The organism is Thalassospira sp. MIT1004 (assembly GCF_001858545.1).
Classification (GTDB): domain Bacteria; phylum Pseudomonadota; class Alphaproteobacteria; order Rhodospirillales; family Thalassospiraceae; genus Thalassospira; species Thalassospira xiamenensis.
This window is the reverse complement of record NZ_MCAO01000033.1, coordinates 151509-169016: the sequence shown is the minus strand read 5'-3', so window position 1 is coordinate 169016 and position 17508 is coordinate 151509. Positions and strand designations below refer to the sequence as shown.

Below are 17508 nucleotides of genomic sequence, written 5' to 3'. Positions count from 1 at the left end.
CCATCAGTTGAATGCTGTTCGTTGGAGCCAGAATACGCTTTTCGACAAAAGTGACAATTATCTTAATAATGTGCATACTGTCGCAAATTATGCGACAATTGTTGTGGCCTTCGCCAGATGGAGCGTGCGGATGGACAAGCTGGTAAGCTTGCAAACCTTTGTAAAAGTGGTTGATGAAGGAAGCTTTGCCGCAGCGGCACGTGCTATCGGGCAGTCACGATCCCAGGTTAATCGTGCTGTTATTGCACTTGAAGAAGACTTGGGCGTGCAGCTTTTGAACCGTACGACCCGTCAGGTTGCTGTCACGCCAAGCGGGCGCGCTTTTTATGACCGGGCCAAAGCGGTTCTTGCCGATTTGCGCGAAGCAGAAGAAGCCATTCGTGAAAACCGCGCAACCCCGTCGGGGGATATTCGCATCAATGCGCCGATGTCCTTTGGCACCCTGCATCTGGGGCCTGCTTTGGTCGATTTTGCCCGTGAATACCCTGAAATACGGGTGGAGCTGGCACTTTCGGACCGGTTCATCGATCCGGTTGCTGATGGTTACGACATGACGGTGCGGATCAGTCAGCCAAGCGAGACATTGGCACTGATTGATCACGAAATCATTCCGATGAACCGGGTTCTGTGTGCATCGCCGCAATTCATCCGAAAGCATGGCGAACCTGTATCGCCCCGTGATCTGGCAACCTTGCCTTGTTTGCATTACGGTAGCTTGCCCGCCGGGTCGAGCTGGAAGATGACCGGACCGGACGGACCGGTTTCGGTGCAGGTGAATGGCGTGTTCTGCTGCAACAATGCCGAGGTTCTGCGTGATGCAGCCCTGGCTGATCTCGGATTGGTATTATTGCCGACCTTTATCGCCGGTCCGGATTTGCAAAGCGGCAATCTTGTCAGTGTTTTGTGTGATTATGCCTCGCCAGAGCTTTTCCTGTATCTGTTGTATCCGCCCAGTCGGCAGTTATCGGCGCGTATCCGGCTTCTGGTTGATTTTCTTTATGACCGGTTTGGCGGGCAACCGCGTTGGGATCTGGTACAATAATCTGCCTGTGGTGAAATCCGATCTCTTGCGAGGTCCGTATCAAGCATTAGATCTCGACCAGCTTTGGAACTGTTCAAGGACTTGGCGGAATTCGATATGCCGACCCTGATGATTGTGTCGCACGGTAACAGTGGTAATGGCGGTGATCCTGCGGGAACACTGGCAGAAGCCGTGCGCGACCATTGGTCTGGTTTTGTGCATCATGGCTATATGCGCAGCCAGCCCTCGGTTGCGGATCAATTGGCAAAGCTGAAACGCAATCATGACGCCAGCGAACTGATCGTCTTTCCGCTGTTTTTCAGTGAAGGTTATCTGGTGTTTCAGGAATTGCCGCGCAATTTGCGTGATGCCGGACTTGATCGTGCGGTAATTCTGCCGCCTGCAATCAATTTGCCCGGTTTTGCGGAGATGGTTTCACGTCATGTGAATTCTGCGATGGTGCGGCGTGGTTGGGATTGTTCGGAAACGTCGGTATTTCTTGTGCCGCATGGCCTTAAAACCCTGACCAAAGCATTGCCGGAAACCGTCAGGCTTGCCAATGAAGTGGGTCAGTTCTGCCCCGATGCAGAAATTTGCATTGGAAATATCGAAGGCAACCCGTCCATTCGCGATTGGCGGAAAATTGGCTCGCGCAAACGGGCTGTGATTGTTCCGATGCTGGCTGGCGGCGGCACGCACGCCACCACCGATCTGCCGGAAATGATTGCCGGGCAACCGGATGAAGCCATTGAGATACTTGATCCGATTGGCGAGTGGGCCGAATTACCCGACTTGATCCTGAAGGAAGCCGCAAAATACGTCCGGTCTGAAATGGGCAGGCCAAATCTGCGGTTAAGCGCGAATGCCAAAGACGGCCATGCCGCAAGCAGTGCAGCCATTGTATAAAATCGCGTGATCAGCCAAGACCCGGTTTGACTGTTGTTTCGGACGATTTCTTTAACAGATAGTCCCGGAATATTTTCGCCGAACTGGTCAGGGTATCTTCGCCGTCATGCACGATCAGCAACTGGCGTTTGGCCCAGCTATCGGCAATCGGTGCGCCGGAAATATTCATGTGATCAATGTAACCGGCAACCGAGCTTTGCCGCAGGAAGCCGATGCCAAGTCCGGCGGCGATCATCTGGCGCAAGGAGCCGAAACGCATGACCTTGATATGCGGATGCATATCGTGATGCAGTTTGCCCGCCGCCTCGCTGATCAGGTCATCAATCACGCCGCCTTCATGCAGGGAAATGATGTCGTATTTCGCGGCTTCGGCAAAGGTAACCGGGGCGGGATTGGATGGATCGGGGATGAGCGGATGGCCTTTGGGCGTCACGACCCAGATCGGGTCGTCGCAAAAGACGTGGTTCGACAAACCCTGACAGGGGCCGTTATCGGCCATGATCGCCAGATCGGCCCGGCCTTCGCGGACGGCATCAGAGGACTCGCGCGATGTCAGTTCGCGGACATCGACGGTCACATCGGGGAAATCACGTTGAAAATCGGCCAGAAATGCAGGCAGTCCGGTGAGGATTGCCGAGGTTACGGCAGCAAGATAAATCTTGCCCTTTTCGCCGGTATTGAAATCGCGCAACTCGTTTGACAGGTGATTAAGATCACCCAGAAGCTTTTCGCCGTAGCGCGCGAAAATGGTACCTTCCTCTGTCGGTTCGACACCGCGGGGCAGACGACGCAGCAGCTTGACGCCAAGCATGGCTTCAAGTTCGCCGATGCGGCGACTTACAGCCGATGTCGCGATATGTTCGCGCCGGGCGGCTTCATTGATGCTTCCGGCGCGCACAATGGCGACAAACAACCGGATCGTGACGATATCAAACTTTTGCATTCAACCGTTTTCGGTTGTTTGGTTGAAACCGTCAAGGGCGATGAATTGTCACCATCTTCTGGATGCCAATCCTCAAACCCGCAGGGTCAGAGAGGGCGAATTAGCCCTCGACCTGACGCCATGCATTGTTCCATTCGGTCATCAGTTCATCATGGGTGCGTGCTTTCGACGCTTTCATGATCACGGCGACCTGAAGCGCATGAACAAGGTTGGTGAACCAGTTGACGCGAACTTCGCGTTCGATGGTGGTGGTGTCTTTAAGTGCAAGCGTTGCCATGGTTAGGTTCCTTTGCGTCTGGGGTGATTTCAGATGTACCAGAAGCCGTTCGAACCCACTATTCTCGTTTCACCGCTATCCCCTTCTTGTTTGGAGAACGATAGATATAACTAATTGATATTAAGTGATTAATTTATATCGCAACGCACAATCTATTGCCAAACTCGGATGGTCCAAAATGTTGGATTTATCTGCTATAGCTTGGCAAACAGGATTAACGCAAAGGTCGGCGACATGAGTGATGTGAATGACAATCTTGCCTGGGAACAGGCGCATGGTAGCGGGCTTCAGGCTTATCTGGGCTATCAGGTTGTTGAATGGGAAGAAGATCGTGCGGTGGTGGAACTTGAAATCAGGGATCATCACCGCAATCGTGCGGGCATCCTGCATGGTGGCGTGATTGCGACCCTGATGGATACGGCGTCGGGCTGTGCTGTCTGTTACTGTGCTGTTCCGGGGAATGTCCGCAAATCTTTGACCCTGTCACTGACGACCAATTTCATCGGAATGGCAACCGGCGGCACGGTGCGGGTTGAGGGACGCAAACAGGGCGGCGGGCGCAAGATCGTCTTTACCGAAGCCACCGCCTATAACGCGGCGGGCGAAGTGATCGCAACCGCGACCGGCACCTTCAAATACCATCGCGGCAGCGAGGACCCGAACGGGGTGCCGCGCGACGCATAGGGTTCATGAAAATACAGGACGGCCCCGGATGGTAGCCTGCTTCCCGCCTTTCTGACCGGGTATAAAGTTTTTTCAAAAAGTTCTTGATTTGTTCTTTTTATTGTGGCATAAGGACAAAGTCAACGGGAGAAATGCACCCGGACCGAAACCCGCGAAGCGCCTTGTGCGCCTCGCGGGTTTTTGCGTTTGGGGCGGGATTAAAGAGGTGATCAGGATGCAGCGGCAAGGATTGAGGCAGGGCGGCGGGGCAATCCGCAGGATGCTCATCGGCGGATGGCGAAGCCATTACGGCGGTGTTCCGCGCCGGTTCTAACACGCTTTTAACACCCTTATTTGTCATGACGGGAGAGGTGCGTCTTATCGGGGAAGCGACCCCGAATTTGCCGAAAGTGGCAGCAATGGCAGCAGCGGCAGCAGTGATTTGTGGTCCGTCGGTGGTGGACAGGTTGGGGGCAGTACGCCCGAAATCCGTCTGCTGGTGAAAATGGCAGCGGCCCGAGGTTTGTCTGGATGTCGGGGTGGCAGGTTGCCGCCTTGGCCGGACGGTGATCGAGGCGGCAGAAAGCCCGATGATTGTCAGTCGGCGACGGTTGGGTTGCTGGAGGCCCGAGGTTTGTCCGGGCTTCATGGTCATGGCACTGGCGAAAGGGACCGGAGCGGGCAGTGAGGCCGTGGGCGATCTGTGGGTCGTCTGGCGGAGGTCATAGGTTTGGCCGGGCTTCGGTGGTCATGGCATTGCCGGAAAGGACCGGAGCGGGCGGTAAGCCTGTGGCTGTCAGTGGGCCGTCTGGTGGTGGGGCTTGTGGAGGTCTGAGGTTCGTCCGGGCGGCAGTGAGCCTGCTTCGGGGAATATCACCCTGTTGCCGCGCTTTCGGAGTCTGGCGTTCCTATCCTGCCATTGCCCCCGGGGGCCATTCGGGGCCATTCGGGGCCATTCGGGACCATCCGGGAGATCGAAGGGCATCAGCCCGATCAGATGAACCGCTCCCGTTAAGGCGATTGAAATCGGATTATTTGCCAGAAGGTCGCAGTCATCGTTTCGAAATTGCATCCGGTGCCATGCAGGAATTTCCCCCCTTGCACATGCAATGCACAAGGGGGAAAGGCATCTGTTAATAGGTGCGTTTCAGTTCGCTGTAGTTTCCGCCAACTTGCAGGGTAACAGTCACATCCTGTTTCCCGCGATTGCGCCAGAACCAGCCGTGATATCCGGTGAAACGTGCCGTGATCTCACCCTCGTCTTCGGGGATCGCCCGGCCTTTTTCATAGCTGACGGATTGCCCGCCGGTCCCGTCCCCGTGAAGGTCGAAATTTACGGCACCGCCCTCGACAACCCATTTGAACGGGGCAACCGCGCCTTCTTCCATGACCAGCTTGTATTCGGCACCCTGTTCCGGCGTCAGGGTAAAGCTGATGGTGTCTTTCCATCCATCGCCCGCTGTCTGTGCCTGTGCGCTGGAAATGAACAGACCGGCAAGGATTTCAAACAGGCCCGACTGGTCCTTGCCCGGCTGAAGATTCTGCAACTCGTATTGCATCTGGCGGTCGGCCTCGGCTTCTTCGGCAAGCTGGGTCTTGATTTCACCCATCTCGGTCAGGCCAAGGACACTGCCAATCCGGGTCGGGTCGATCCCGTATTCAGCCGGAAGAATGATCGTCACCAGCAAAACAACAGCAACGAGTGCCGCAACAATGGTCGAGCGGATCAACTGCGGGCTGCTTGGAAGCTCGTCAAGATTGGGTTTATTGGCATTATACATTGTTCAAACTCCGTTTTGTCAGGCAACAAAATAGCCGGTTAGCTGATACCCGATCAGCATGAAACCCGCCGACATCATCGCGACATTGACCGTATAGGCATGACGCCAGAACCCTTCGGTTCTGCGCCAGAAACCCATGAAAATCAGGATCATTGCCAACGCAATCAACTGGCCCAGTTCGACCCCGATATTGAAGGCAATCAGATTGGGAAGAAGCCCATCGGGCGCGATGTCATATTCAAGGATTTTGGTCGCAAGACCCAGCCCGTGAAAGAACCCGAAAACCAGTGTCGCGATCTTTGTGTCAGGTTGAAAACCGAACCACCGCTGAAACGCACCAAGATTGTCCAGCGCCTTGTAAACCACCGACAAACCGATGATCGCGTCAATAAGATAGGAACTGACATTCCAGTCAAAAAAGACGCCGAGCAGCATTGTCGTCGAATGGCCGACAGCAAACAGGCTGACATAGATGGCGATATGCTTCATCCGGTAAAGGAAAAAGATCACACCGAACAAAAACAGAAGATGATCATATCCGGTCACCATGTGCTTGGCTCCCAGATAGACAAACGGGATCAGATTGATACCGCTGATTTCTATGATATAGCCCTTGTCACCTTCGGTGACGGCATGGGCCAGCGCATCCGTCGCTGCCAGAACCAGCAGCGCGAACGCAAGACATACTGTCGCAAGACGCGGCGGAACAATCCCCGCAACCCCGTGCGCAGCAGTTCGAAAACCGTGCATGATAAAACTTTCATCGTGAAGACTGTATCGAGTACTCGAATGGCTTCTCACACGATGGGAGGGCGAATATCCTGTCCGGGCGGGATGTCCCGTGCTGTCAGTTCCACCCGCGACCAGCCACAGCGATACAGCATGCGCGACATGATTTCGCGGTCCGCCAGAATGGCCGGGGGATGATCATGATCAACAAGATCATGGGATGTGCATCCGGCATTATCGCCACTATCGACAATATCGAGTTCATGGCTGTGACCGTGATCAAGGATTTCAAGCAACTGCGCAGGCGATGCTTCCGAAACAGGAAAACCCGATGGCAAATGATGATTCTGCTGTGCGATGAATGCCAGAAGAATTCCCGCAACCACAGCAAATCGCATCATTCCCCGGTTCATCAGCCCTGTCACGGTTTTGCCCTGCCTCTCCTGATATCTGTGTCACCAAGGTCGCTTGATTTATCCCCCTAGGGGGGATAGGTTCATCTATATGACAGAACACGCACCACACGCAACCCATGCCGACATCGTCAAGAGATTAAAGCGCGCCGATGGTCATTTGCATAGTGTCATTTCAATGATCGAAGGAGGCCGTCCGTGCGAGGATATCGCACAGCAGCTTCACGCCGTTGAAAAGGCCATTTCGCAAGCCAAACGCATCCTGATACAGGATCATATCGACCATTGTCTCGACACGGCCTTTGCCGATGCCCCCGCCGCCAGTCCCGCATCGCTCGACGGGTTCAAAAAGATTGCAAAATACCTGTGAGCCCCCGCCTTTCCGAGGTTCCCCATGCTTTCCGTGCTGTCGGATCGTCGCTATCGCAATTTGTTTCTGGCCCAGATTTCATCGCTGCTCGGTACCGGGCTTGCAACGGTCGGCCTGTCGCTTCTGGCATTTGACCTTGCCGGGGCGGATGCCGGGATGGTCCTTGGCACTGCCTTTGCCATTAAAATGATCGCCTATGTCGGGGTTTCCCCCTTTGCTGCGGCATTGGTCGCCCCGCTGCCACGCCGCCCGGTTCTGATCGGGATGGATCTTTTTCGTGTGCTGATCGCCGCAATGCTGCCGTTTGTCACTGAAATCTGGCAGATTTACGTTCTGATTTTCCTGCTGCAAAGCGCGTCTGCCGCTTTTACCCCGACATTTCAGGCCACCATTCCGGAAATCCTGACGGACGAGGAACGCTATACCAAGGCGCTGTCGCTGTCCCGGCTGGCCTATGATCTTGAAAACCTGATAAGCCCGCTGATTGCGACATTGCTGCTTACGGTCATGACGTTTAATGCGCTTTTTGCCGGGACATCGGCGGGATTTGCCGTGTCAGCCGCATTCATCCTCGCCGTAAGCCTTCCTGATCCGGCCAGGCTTACCGCCGACAGCTTTGCAAAACGCCTGTTGCGCGGGGTACGCATCTTTACCCGGACGCCGCGCCTGCGCGGATTGATGGCGATCAATATGGCGGTCGCGGCCCTTGGTGCCCAGATACTGGTCAATACGATTATCGTTGTCCGTGACACGCTTGCGCTTGGCGACAGCGCGGTTGCCATCACCCTTGGGACGTTTGGTGCCGGTTCGATGCTGGCGGCTCTGGTTCTGCCGGGTGTTCTTGCCCGGACCCGCGAACGCACCGTAATGATTGCCGGTGCGCTACTGGGAACACTGGCCTTTGCCGGTCTGGCGTCATTTCTCCTGATGGGCGAACTGGTATGGCCGGTTCTTCTGATTGTCTGGTTCATTACCGGCTTTGGCTATTCTGCAACCCAGACACCTTCGGGACGCCTGTTGCGCAAATCAGCCCATGACCGGGATCGGCCATCGATTTTTGCCGCCCAGTTTGCCCTGTCTCATGCCTGCTGGCTTGTGACCTATCCGCTGGCTGGCTGGTTTGTTTCACAATACGGATTTCAGGCGGGTCTGGTGCTTTTTGGCGCAATCGCCCTGCTCGCGACACTGGCCGGAGCCTTGTTATGGCCTGCGAGCGACAGCGACGAAATCGAACACAGCCATGATGATCTCCCCGCAGATCATCCGCATTTGCAAGGGGCGCGCAGCCATCGCCATCCTTATGTAATCGATGAAATCCATTCCCGGTGGCCTTAAACAGACAGGCCGACAGCAGAGTTGATTATCTACGCTGGAGTGCAAACCGGCGATCTGATCGATTTTGCTTTGGTCTTGACTATTTCCATGGCTTCGCGTTTTCTATGGCTATGGGGAAACGCGAACTCCCCACGAGGCGCCAGCTAAAGATCGCGTTCCAATTCAAGCCTGCAAAGGAGGAACGCACATGCCTGCGCCCAAGGCGATTTCCAGCGACAAACTTTCCAAAATCATCGGTACGCCCCGCGTGCCACTGCTTCTTGATGTTCGATCCGACGAAGACTTCAACGCTGATCCGCGCCTGATACCCGGCGCGATCCGGGTGGACGATACTGCCTTGTCTGAACTGGCATCACGCATCGCCGGGACAAGTTCCATTGTGATCTGTCAGGCCGGACATAAACGCAGTCAGGGAACCGCGGCATGGCTGCGTGCGGAGGGTTGTCCGTCGGAATATCTGGAAGGCGGCTTTGAAGACTGGGTGTCAAACGGACATCCGGTAATTCGCCCGGAGAAGCTGCCCGCGCGCGATTCTCAGGGACGGACAGTCTGGGTAACACGATCACGACCGAAAATTGACCGCATTGCCTGTCCCTGGTTGATCCGGCGGTTTCTTGATCCGCGTGCCGTTATTCTGTTTGTCGCCCCGGCAGAAGTTCTGGGTGTGGCAGAGCGTTATCAGGCGGTACCGTTTGACATCGAAGGCGTGTTCTGGAGCCATCGTGACGAATTGTGCAGTTTCGATGTGATGCTGGCGGAATTTGGTTTGTCTATACCGGCCCTTGACCGGCTTGCCCTGATTGTGCGCGGGGCGGATACCGCCCGCCTTGATCTCGCCCCGGAATCGGCCGGGCTTCTTGCAGCGTCACTTGGATTATCTCGCATGTATTCCGACGATCTTGAGCAACTTGACGCCGGTATGCTGCTATATGATTCGTTCTATCGCTGGGCGCGTGACGCCACGCATGAAAACCACAACTGGCCAACCAACAAGCCACAGGTATGACATGCGATCATCTGATTATCCGACCCTGAGCGAAGCCTTCAAGGTCTGGGCGCGGATCGGTCTTTTGAGTTTCGGGGGGCCTGCGGGCCAGATTGCCCTGATGCATCAAATTCTGGTCGAAGAGCGCAAATGGCTTGGCGAGAAGCGGTTTCTCCATGCCCTTAACTATTGCATGCTGTTACCCGGTCCCGAGGCACAGCAGCTGGCCGTTTATATCGGCTGGCTAATGCATCGGACCCTTGGCGGTGTGATTGCCGGTGTCCTGTTCGTTCTGCCCGGTGTGGTCGCGATCATGGCGCTTAGCTGGGTCTATGCGATCTGGGGCAATGTGGGGATTGTCGAGGCATTTTTCTTTGGTCTTAAAGCAGCGGTTCTGGCAATTGTCGCCCAGGCCGTTTACCGGATCGGCAAGCGGGCGCTTAAAAACAGTGCGATGATCTTGATTGCGGTTGCGGCCTTTGTTGCGATCTTTGCCTTCGGGGTTCCTTTTCCCGTGATCATTCTTGTCGCCGGAATGATGGGTTATGTTGCGGCACGCCGGAATATTGCGGCATTTCGCAGTGGCGGTGGACATGGGAAAATCGGTGCAGTTCAGGTTGCCGATGCCGACACCCTGCTGGGTGAAGAATCCCCGGACCATACACAGGTCAATCGGGCCTGGGCCTTTCGCGTTTCAGCGATCCTGCTTGGCCTTTGGCTGGTGCCGGTTGGGGCGCTGTTTCTTGCGCTTGGCCCGGCCCATGTCTTTAGCCAGATCGCCGGGTTCTTCAGTGTGATGGCAGTGGTGACCTTTGGCGGAGCCTATGCGGTTCTGGCCTATGTCGCACAGGAAGCGGTGCAGAATTTCGGTTGGCTGGCGGCGGGTGAAATGCTTGATGGCTTAAGCATGGCTGAAACCACGCCGGGGCCGCTGATCATGGTGACACAGTTTGTCGGTTTCATGGGGGCGTTGCGCGATGCGGGCACCCTGCCGCCGCTGATGGCAGCGACTCTTGGCGGTTTGCTGACAACCTGGGTCACTTTCACGCCCTGTTTCCTGTGGATATTCCTTGGTGCACCTTTCATTGAAAGGCTGCGCAATAACCAGAACCTGACAGCCGCACTTAGTGCAATTACTGCCGCGGTGGTCGGGGTCATCCTTAACCTTGCGGTATGGTTCGGGCTTCATGTGGTGTTTGCCGAAGTCAAACCGCTTGATGCACCCGGACTGGATTTGCTGATCCCGGTTCTTTCGTCGGTAAACCTGGCAGCGGCAGCACTGACCGTGATCGCACTTCTGGCGGTTCTCTGGCGGGGAATGGGCACTATTCAGGTGCTGCTGCTATGTGCCGGACTGGGTGTTGCGGCCAGATTGACGGGTATCGCCTGATCGCGGTGGAACAGGATCGTATTTTCAAATCCGGTCCAGAAACAGATAGGGCGCGACCAGTACATGGCCGCGCCCTTTTATTCTTCTGTAAGTGCGATCTTTATTTCGGCATCTGCCATTTGCCGTTTACAAGGCGCGGGATGTTAAGCGGGTTTGCGTCCTTGAGGGCTTCGGGCAGCAATGCATCCGGGAAGGCCTGATAGGAGACCGGGCGGATGAAACGCTTGATCGCGAGCGACCCGACCGATGTTGCACGGGAATCCGTGCTTGCCGGATAGGGTCCACCGTGGACCATGGAGTGGCAGACCTCGACCCCGGTTGGCCAGCCATTGATCAGGATGCGGCCCGCACATTTTTCAAGGGCGGGGCGCAGTTTCCCGGCCAGTTCGGCATCGGCATCAACCATATGAACGGTCGCGGTCAACTGCCCGATCAGGGTGGCGGACAGGGCAACCATTTCTTCGGGCGTGTCGCATTCGACAATGATGCCAGCCGGGCCGAACATTTCTTCGGCCAGTTCCGGGTTGGCCTGCCAGTCGGCAGCGGTGGTGCGGAAGATCGCCGGGCTGCCTTCGAACGGGCCGTCGCTGTCGCGGCGTTTAAGCGCGCAGGTTACCTTGGCGTGACCGGCCATGGCATCGGTTACATGATGATAGGCGCTTGATACACGATCCGTCAGCATGGCGGCACCGCCAACCTGACCGAGTTCGGCGGCAGCAGTTTCGACAAAGGCGTCAAGATCGGCACCCTTAAGCGCGATCAGAAGACCCGGATTGGTGCAGAACTGGCCAACACCCATGGTGAGCGACCCAACCCAGCCCTTGGCGATTTCAACGGCCTTGGCACCCATTGCTTTGGGCATCAGGAAGACCGGGTTGTTGCTGCCGAGTTCGCCATAGAACGGGATCGGTTCCGGGCGCGAAACGGCAATATCAAACAGCGCACGACCGCCACCGGTCGAACCGGTAAAGCCAACCGCCTTGATCAGCGGATGGGCGACCAGCGCCTGACCGACCTTGCGGGTGCCGCCATGGATCAGGCTGAATACGCCTTTGGGCATGCCGTTTTTTTTAATTGCGGCTTCGATGGCCTTGGCAACGACTTCGGACGTGCCGGGGTGGGCCGCGTGGCCCTTGAACACGACCGGGCAACCCGCAGCCAGTGCCGATGCGGTGTCACCGCCCGCGGTCGAAAATGCCAGCGGGAAGTTTGACGCACCGAAAACACCGACCGGGCCAAGTGCCTTGTGCATCACGCGGATGTCGGGCTTTGGCAGGGGTTGACGATCCGGCTGGGCGGTTTCGATGCGGGCTTCGAACCATGATCCTTCTTCGATCCAGTCGGCAAAGAAGCGCAACTGGCCCACGGTGCGGCCGCGCTCGCCGGTCAGGCGTGCCGCGGGCAGGGCTGATTCAAGATTGCCGATTTCGGTGATTTCATCGCCGCGTGCGTCGATTTCATCGGCAATCGCGCGCAGGAAGGCCGCGCGTTTGGCCGGCAGCATCGCCGCAAATTCTTCGGCACAGGCATTTGCCGCCTGAACCGCCTGATCCACCAGTTCCTCGGTGCCGTGCTGGAACTTTGTTGGCAGTTTTTCACCCGTCGACGGGTTATCGGCCTGAAACACATCCGGACCGTTCAGCCATTCGCCTGCAATATAGTGCTGTCCATTCAGCATGGAGCCTCCTGTGGGGTTGGCGTGTTTGTATGATGATACCGTGCAAAGGGTTGGGCCGTGGATTGCGGTAATCTGCAAACGCCCGATTTGCGCGGTTTTCTTCGGCGCAGCTTAGGAAATCGGGGCGGCGATGTAAATATCATATTATATGACAAAATCGACATCGGCAGCCGCCAGTAGAGATTCAAACAGTTAAGCATCATTGGATAATTTATACAATTATATTTGGTCAGAGAAAGCGACGGGCGTGTGTGCCCGTCAGAATTCAGATTACTGACAAAGCCCGGAATGGATCAAAATCGTCATTTCGGGCAAAGCGGCGCGCAGACCCGGAATCCATATCCCATTGAAACAGACTGGATTCCCGCCGTCGTGGGAATGATGATCTGGTTGGGAATGCTGTGTCAGTAGTCTGCGGGCGTGTATGCCCGTGCCGTATAGTGCTGCGCTGTGTTGTGCCGCGCATTACGGCCAAGGATTACTGGCTAGGGATTTCTGGCGTGTTCGGGCGGAAGCTGCGTGGTCCGCCCCATGACTTCACGGAAGCCGATAACGGGTGCTGATATTTGAAAATCCCGACCCATCACTGGCCGGATTAGCTGGCAACCGATTTGGGATTTCGGCCAAAGATGCTGGCGAAATCGGTTTTGGCCGGTTTGGGGCGTTGAAGCTGCAACCGGTCGCGAATGGCATCAAGGTGTTTGGCCATTTCAGCGGCCGCCAGATCCGGGTCGCCGCCCAGAAGGGCGTTCAAAAGGCTTTCATGTTCCGAGTGAGAGCAATCAACCGGTTGCGGGCTTTCATACATCGCAATGATCAGCGAGCTTCGCAGGATCAGGCGTTCCAGAAATTCCTCGATCACCAGGTTGCCGGCAAGGCGGGCCAGCAACAGGTGGAATTCCCCCGAAAGGATGATGGCGGCGCGGTGGTCGCCTGCGTGGTGGGCCTGATGTTCGCGTTCCAGATGTTCGCGGATCTGGCTTGCGCGGTCGGGCGTCATGTTGGCGGCGATTTTTCGGACCACGCCGTCCTCGATCATGCGGCGGGCTGAAAAGACTTCGATGGCCTCGTCAATGGTCGGTTCGGCGATAAAGGCACCACGATTGGGCACCAGATTGATCAGTTTGTCGTGTGCGAGCTGTAAAAATGTGGCCCGGATGCGCGCACGGCTGACCGAGAAGGTTTTGGCAAGATCTTCTTCGATCAGTTTCATGCCCGGTTCCAGCCGCCGGTCAAGAATGGCGTCGAGCATTTCCCGATAAATCAGTTCTTCCGGGCGAAGTTTACCGCTGCCTTTATAGGGGGTGGGCTGTGCGGGGTTGGCCATCGCGGCGCGTCTTTCCGGTTGTTCATTCGAGGGGTCAATTCTTTTCTACAAAATTGTTGACGATCTGCAAAACAAAAAAATGCGACAGCCCTTTCTGGTGAGTCGGAATGGCATTGCATCAGGTTTAATCAAAAGAATGTTGCTGCGCAAAAATTGCGCACAAGTTGCGTATGAATCGGGCATTGGCCGGTTTTGTCGCCTTGGGGTTTTGTATGCGCTTCGCGGAAAACTGCCGATCCTGAAAGTGGCATGCAATTTGCCTACAATCGAAAATATGGATTGTTAACAATTTTGCATGCAGTAACGGGTGGGCGCATGAAGGGTAACGGGGCCATTGAGTTGATCGCTGTCAGTAAGCATTACGGCAGTACCATCGCAGTCAAATCGATCGACCTCAAAATACCGGCAGGGGCCTATTGTTGCCTGATTGGTCCATCCGGCTGCGGCAAAACCACGACATTGCGCATGATCGCCGGGCATGAGGTGATCAGCGAGGGTGATCTTCTGATCGGGGATCGCAATGTGACCGAGCTTCCGCCGGTCAAGCGCGGCACGGCCATGATGTTCCAGAATTATGCGTTGTTTCCGCATATGACCTGCATGGAAAATGTCGCATTTGGTCTGCGGATGCAGGGCGTTTCAACAGCAGAGCGCAATGAACGGGCCAAGGAAATGCTGGCCCGCGTCCATATGGAAAAATTTGCGGATCGCAAGCCCGATCAGCTTTCGGGTGGGCAGCAGCAGCGCATTGCGCTTGCGCGTGCGTTGATCACGCAGCCCTCCGTCCTGTTGCTTGACGAGCCACTTTCAGCGCTTGATCCGTTCCTGCGGGCGCGGATGCGCGACGAATTGCGCCGCCTTCAGCAGGAGCTTGGCATCACGTTTGTCCATGTCACCCATGCCCAGGACGAGGCGCTTGCGCTTTCGGACATGGTTGTTGTCATGGAAGACGGTGTCATTCGCCAGAAGGGCACGCCCGAGGAAATATTCAACAAGCCGCGTTCGCGCTTCATCGCCAATTTCATGGGCGGTCAGAATATCTTCAAGGGAACGGTTTCGGAAAGCAGCCCGGCGGGAACGCTTCTGACGCGTGGGCCCGATAGCTTTTTCCTGCCCGGATATGGCGATGGTGCCACGGGCGAGGATCTTGAATTCACAATTCGTACCGACCTGATCGGACTGGGTGAAACAGCGCCCGGTGATGCCGAAAATGGTCAGATTCCCGTCGAAATCACAACGGTCGAGTATCTCGGCCTTTGGGTGCGGATTGTGGCGACGACCAATGACGGCAAGGAAATCACCCTGATGAAGACCGAAAGCGAATTTCGGCAGGCGCCTGTGCGCCGGAAGGAAAAGTTCATCGCCTACTGGAAACCCGAACACGCGCATGTTCTGGCCTAAAAAAACATCATTTATCAGGAGCTTCACATGACGACCGACAATTCCAAAACGACGAAAAACCTGCTTTCGACCAAGGAAGTCACCCGCCGCGGTTTTGTTAAAGGGGCGGCTGCGACTGCCGGTGTCGCGATTGGTTCAGGTGCGATCACCGGTTTCCCGACCATCTGGGCGCAGAACATCAAGGATGTGACGTTGCGCCAGTTCGGCACGGGTGTTTCAAACATCAATGCGGTTGCCGACAAGGTTAAGGAAGACCTTGGTTTCACGCTTCAGATGACTGCCCTTGATTCCGATGCGGTTGCCCAGCGTGCGGTAACCCAGCCGAAATCGTTTGATATTGCCGATATCGAATACTGGATCTGTAAGAAGGTCTTCCCGGCGGGCACCATGCAGCCGATGGATACCACCAAGCTTAAAAACTATCAGTATATCTCCAAGCTGTTCATCGATGGCAAACTGACCCCGGATTCCGAGATTGCACAGGGCACGGCACCGCACACGGTTGGCTTTGTCGAAGGGGCCGACAGTGTCGAGTTTGCATCTGCGCCGACCCAGTGGATGACCCTTGTTCCGACGATTTACAATGCGGATACGCTGGGCATTCGCCCGGACCTGATCGAACGTCCGATCAATAGCTGGGCCGATCTGCTTGATCCGGCCTTCAAGGGCAAGGCATCGATCCTGAATATTCCGTCGATCGGGATCATGGATGCGGCCATGGTTTGCGAAGCCATGGGTGAAGTCACCTATGGTGACAAGGGCAACATGACCCAGGAAGAAATCGACAAGACGATTGCGATCATGATCGATGCCAAGAAAGCCGGTCAGTTCCGTGCCTTCTGGAAGAGCTTCGATGAGTCGGTCAACCTGATGGCATCGGGCGAAGTCGTGATCCAGTCGATGTGGTCACCGGCGGTTGCTGCCGTTCGGTCCAAGGGCATTGCGTGCAAATACCAGCCGCTTAAGGAAGGGTATCGTGCATGGGGTGGTGGCATTGGTCTTGCCAAGCACCTTACCGGCCTCGAACTTGAGGCGGCGTATGAATATATCGACTGGTACCTGTCGGGCTGGGTCGGGGCGTATCTTAACCGTCAGGGTTATTACAGTGCAGCCCCGGCAACCGCACAGAAATTCATGTCCGAAGACGAATGGGGCTTCTGGATGGAAGGCAAGCAAGCCCAGGGCGATATCCTTAGCCCGGATGGCAAGGTCATGGAAAAGGCCGGTGCGGTTCGCGATGGCGGTTCGTATGAGGAACGCATGGGATCGGTTGCGTGCTGGAACTCTGTCATGGACGAGAACAAGCACATGGTCCGCAAGTGGAACGAATTCATCGCTGCCTAAGGGCATCTGAATTTGATCGGGCGCAGCTTTGGTTGCGCCCGATATCCTGATTTCCCTGATGATTTTTCCGGTTCAAAGGGCAGACAATGGCGTTTGATATGTCCAAGCGATCGTCGTATTTCCTGATCTCGCCGATGGCGCTGATCTTTGCGATCTTTCTGGTCGTGCCGTTGCTGACGATTATTGTCGTCAGTTTCTGGGACTATGACGAATACCGCATTCTGCCCGACTTCATTTTTGAAAATTACAAATACCTGCTGGGGTCTTCAGTAACCTGGCAGATTTACCTTAATACCTTCAAATATGCCGCGCTTACCTGGGGCTTTACCCTTCTGATCGGGTTTACGGTTGCCTATTTCCTGGCGTTCCATGTGCGCAGCCTGACATGGCAGATTGTCCTGTTCATGTTGTGCACGATCCCGTTCTGGACATCGAACATCATTCGCATGATTTCGTGGATTCCGTTTCTGGGGCGCAACGGGCTTTTGAATTCGGCCCTGATGGGGCTGGGAATTGTCGATGAGCCGCTTGAATTCCTGCTGTTTTCGGATTTTGCGGTCGTTCTGGCGGATGTGCATCTTTACACCCTGTTTATGGTGGTGCCGATTTTCAATTCGATGATGCGCATTGACCGTTCCCTGATCGAGGCGGCGCGTGATGCCGGGGCATCGGGGTTTGAAACCCTGCGGCACGTGATTGTGCCGCTATCGAAGCCCGGCATTGCAATCGGTTCGATCTTTGTCATCACGGTCGTGATGGGCGATTTCATCACGGTGCGTTTGATGAGTGGCGGGCAGAGTGCCTCGGTCGGGCTTCAGATTTCCAATGAGATCGGGTTGCTGCAATATCCGGCGGCGGCGGCCAGTGCGGTGGTGCTTCTGGTGACCGTGCTTTTGATCGTGACGGCGTTGCTTCGCATGGTCGATATCAGGAAGGAGCTTTGAG

At 55.7% G+C, this 17508-nt stretch carries 18 protein-coding genes; 11 read left to right on the top strand and 7 right to left on the bottom strand.

Annotated elements, in window-relative coordinates:
* The first annotated feature begins 130 nt into the window (after positions 1 to 130).
* Positions 131 to 1042, top strand: a complete 912-nt coding sequence (locus tag BC440_RS12300) for a LysR family transcriptional regulator (protein WP_063092342.1) — start codon at positions 131 to 133, stop codon at positions 1040 to 1042.
* Positions 1043 to 1138: 96 nt separating this feature from the next.
* Complete coding sequence (locus tag BC440_RS12295; RefSeq protein ID WP_223304907.1) at positions 1139 to 1927, top strand: CbiX/SirB N-terminal domain-containing protein; 789 nt, start codon at positions 1139 to 1141, stop codon at positions 1925 to 1927.
* A gap of 10 nt (positions 1928 to 1937) precedes the next feature.
* On the opposite strand, the gene BC440_RS12290 is transcribed toward BC440_RS12295, so the two are convergent.
* The gene (locus BC440_RS12290) at positions 1938 to 2870 is read right to left on the bottom strand and encodes a LysR family transcriptional regulator (protein ID WP_063092343.1); all 933 of its coding nucleotides are present in this window, start codon (positions 2868 to 2870) and stop codon (positions 1938 to 1940) included.
* Between the two features lie 100 nt (positions 2871 to 2970).
* Positions 2971 to 3147 carry a hypothetical protein gene (locus tag BC440_RS23145; protein ID WP_156484574.1) on the bottom strand — a complete coding sequence of 59 codons (177 nt, stop codon included), beginning with the start codon at positions 3145 to 3147 and terminating at the stop codon, positions 2971 to 2973.
* A gap of 234 nt (positions 3148 to 3381) precedes the next feature.
* On the opposite strand from BC440_RS23145, the gene BC440_RS12285 reads away from it, so the two are divergent.
* Positions 3382 to 3831 carry a PaaI family thioesterase gene (locus BC440_RS12285; protein WP_062950308.1) on the top strand — a complete coding sequence of 150 codons (450 nt, stop codon included), beginning with the start codon at positions 3382 to 3384 and terminating at the stop codon, positions 3829 to 3831.
* 1112 nt (positions 3832 to 4943) lie between these two features.
* On the opposite strand, the gene BC440_RS12280 is transcribed toward BC440_RS12285, so the two are convergent.
* From BC440_RS12280 to BC440_RS12270, 3 genes are read right to left on the bottom strand one after another with little or no spacing between them, the layout of a single operon-like run.
* Positions 4944 to 5591, bottom strand: coding sequence for a hypothetical protein (locus BC440_RS12280; protein WP_063092397.1), 648 nt, complete (start codon positions 5589 to 5591; stop codon positions 4944 to 4946).
* Between the two features lie 18 nt (positions 5592 to 5609).
* On the bottom strand, positions 5610 to 6341 hold the full coding sequence (locus BC440_RS12275; protein WP_082822558.1) for a HupE/UreJ family protein: 732 nt from the start codon (positions 6339 to 6341) through the stop codon (positions 5610 to 5612).
* A gap of 47 nt (positions 6342 to 6388) precedes the next feature.
* Complete coding sequence (locus BC440_RS12270; RefSeq protein WP_139189987.1) at positions 6389 to 6721, bottom strand: hypothetical protein; 333 nt, start codon at positions 6719 to 6721, stop codon at positions 6389 to 6391.
* Positions 6722 to 6824: 103 nt separating this feature from the next.
* Between BC440_RS12270 and BC440_RS12265 the strand changes: the two genes are divergently transcribed.
* The 4 genes from BC440_RS12265 to chrA all read left to right on the top strand — a co-directional run bounded on the left by BC440_RS12265 (position 6825) and on the right by chrA (position 10813).
* Positions 6825 to 7103 carry a metal-sensing transcriptional repressor gene (locus BC440_RS12265; RefSeq protein ID WP_063092399.1) on the top strand — a complete coding sequence of 93 codons (279 nt, stop codon included), beginning with the start codon at positions 6825 to 6827 and terminating at the stop codon, positions 7101 to 7103.
* 24 nt (positions 7104 to 7127) lie between these two features.
* Positions 7128 to 8438, top strand: a complete 1311-nt coding sequence (locus tag BC440_RS12260) for an MFS transporter (protein WP_063092400.1) — start codon at positions 7128 to 7130, stop codon at positions 8436 to 8438.
* A gap of 187 nt (positions 8439 to 8625) precedes the next feature.
* Positions 8626 to 9444, top strand: coding sequence for a sulfurtransferase/chromate resistance protein (locus BC440_RS12255; protein ID WP_063092401.1), 819 nt, complete (start codon positions 8626 to 8628; stop codon positions 9442 to 9444).
* A gap of 1 nt (position 9445) precedes the next feature.
* Positions 9446 to 10813: a chromate efflux transporter gene (chrA, locus tag BC440_RS12250; RefSeq protein WP_063092402.1), complete on the top strand. Its 1368-nt coding sequence runs from the start codon at positions 9446 to 9448 to the stop codon at positions 10811 to 10813.
* 100 nt (positions 10814 to 10913) lie between these two features.
* On the opposite strand, the gene BC440_RS12245 is transcribed toward chrA, so the two are convergent.
* Complete coding sequence (locus BC440_RS12245; RefSeq protein WP_063092403.1) at positions 10914 to 12491, bottom strand: aldehyde dehydrogenase (NADP(+)); 1578 nt, start codon at positions 12489 to 12491, stop codon at positions 10914 to 10916.
* A 440-nt stretch (positions 12492 to 12931) separates the two neighbouring features.
* Here BC440_RS12245 and BC440_RS23630 point away from each other — a divergent pair, with 440 nt between their 5' ends.
* Positions 12932 to 13054, top strand: coding sequence for a hypothetical protein (locus tag BC440_RS23630; RefSeq protein WP_282097246.1), 123 nt, complete (start codon positions 12932 to 12934; stop codon positions 13052 to 13054).
* A 32-nt stretch (positions 13055 to 13086) separates the two neighbouring features.
* Here BC440_RS23630 and BC440_RS12240 read toward each other — a convergent pair whose 3' ends face one another.
* Positions 13087 to 13818: a GntR family transcriptional regulator gene (locus BC440_RS12240; protein ID WP_063092404.1), complete on the bottom strand. Its 732-nt coding sequence runs from the start codon at positions 13816 to 13818 to the stop codon at positions 13087 to 13089.
* A 315-nt stretch (positions 13819 to 14133) separates the two neighbouring features.
* On the opposite strand from BC440_RS12240, the gene BC440_RS12235 reads away from it, so the two are divergent.
* The 3 genes from BC440_RS12235 to BC440_RS12225 all read left to right on the top strand — a co-directional run bounded on the left by BC440_RS12235 (position 14134) and on the right by BC440_RS12225 (position 17507).
* Complete coding sequence (locus BC440_RS12235; protein ID WP_063092406.1) at positions 14134 to 15219, top strand: ABC transporter ATP-binding protein; 1086 nt, start codon at positions 14134 to 14136, stop codon at positions 15217 to 15219.
* A 27-nt stretch (positions 15220 to 15246) separates the two neighbouring features.
* Positions 15247 to 16563 (top strand): PotD/PotF family extracellular solute-binding protein, encoded by a 1317-nt coding sequence (locus BC440_RS12230; protein WP_063092407.1) that lies wholly within the window; start codon positions 15247 to 15249, stop codon positions 16561 to 16563.
* A gap of 98 nt (positions 16564 to 16661) precedes the next feature.
* Positions 16662 to 17507, top strand: a complete 846-nt coding sequence (locus BC440_RS12225) for an ABC transporter permease (RefSeq protein ID WP_223304904.1) — start codon at positions 16662 to 16664, stop codon at positions 17505 to 17507.
* The last annotated feature ends 1 nt before the right edge of the window (position 17508 follow it).

What these genes read in the sequence shown, in the direction of transcription:
- chrA (WP_063092402.1), top strand. Translation starts at nt 9,446, where the DNA reads ATGCGATCATCTGATTATCCGACCCTGAGCGAAGCCTTCAAGGTCTGG.
- BC440_RS23145 (WP_156484574.1), bottom strand. Translation starts at nt 3,147, where the DNA reads ATGGCAACGCTTGCACTTAAAGACACCACCACCATCGAACGCGAAGTT.
- BC440_RS12225 (WP_223304904.1), top strand. Translation starts at nt 16,662, where the DNA reads ATGTCCAAGCGATCGTCGTATTTCCTGATCTCGCCGATGGCGCTGATC.
- BC440_RS12290 (WP_063092343.1), bottom strand. Translation starts at nt 2,870, where the DNA reads ATGCAAAAGTTTGATATCGTCACGATCCGGTTGTTTGTCGCCATTGTG.
- BC440_RS12230 (WP_063092407.1), top strand. Translation starts at nt 15,247, where the DNA reads ATGACGACCGACAATTCCAAAACGACGAAAAACCTGCTTTCGACCAAG.
- BC440_RS12300 (WP_063092342.1), top strand. Translation starts at nt 131, where the DNA reads ATGGACAAGCTGGTAAGCTTGCAAACCTTTGTAAAAGTGGTTGATGAA.
- BC440_RS12265 (WP_063092399.1), top strand. Translation starts at nt 6,825, where the DNA reads ATGACAGAACACGCACCACACGCAACCCATGCCGACATCGTCAAGAGA.
- BC440_RS12280 (WP_063092397.1), bottom strand. Translation starts at nt 5,591, where the DNA reads ATGTATAATGCCAATAAACCCAATCTTGACGAGCTTCCAAGCAGCCCG.
- BC440_RS12235 (WP_063092406.1), top strand. Translation starts at nt 14,134, where the DNA reads ATGAAGGGTAACGGGGCCATTGAGTTGATCGCTGTCAGTAAGCATTAC.
- BC440_RS12255 (WP_063092401.1), top strand. Translation starts at nt 8,626, where the DNA reads ATGCCTGCGCCCAAGGCGATTTCCAGCGACAAACTTTCCAAAATCATC.
- BC440_RS12285 (WP_062950308.1), top strand. Translation starts at nt 3,382, where the DNA reads ATGAGTGATGTGAATGACAATCTTGCCTGGGAACAGGCGCATGGTAGC.
- BC440_RS12270 (WP_139189987.1), bottom strand. Translation starts at nt 6,721, where the DNA reads ATGATGCGATTTGCTGTGGTTGCGGGAATTCTTCTGGCATTCATCGCA.
- BC440_RS12260 (WP_063092400.1), top strand. Translation starts at nt 7,128, where the DNA reads ATGCTTTCCGTGCTGTCGGATCGTCGCTATCGCAATTTGTTTCTGGCC.
- BC440_RS12295 (WP_223304907.1), top strand. Translation starts at nt 1,139, where the DNA reads ATGCCGACCCTGATGATTGTGTCGCACGGTAACAGTGGTAATGGCGGT.
- BC440_RS12245 (WP_063092403.1), bottom strand. Translation starts at nt 12,491, where the DNA reads ATGCTGAATGGACAGCACTATATTGCAGGCGAATGGCTGAACGGTCCG.
- BC440_RS12240 (WP_063092404.1), bottom strand. Translation starts at nt 13,818, where the DNA reads ATGGCCAACCCCGCACAGCCCACCCCCTATAAAGGCAGCGGTAAACTT.
- BC440_RS12275 (WP_082822558.1), bottom strand. Translation starts at nt 6,341, where the DNA reads ATGCACGGTTTTCGAACTGCTGCGCACGGGGTTGCGGGGATTGTTCCG.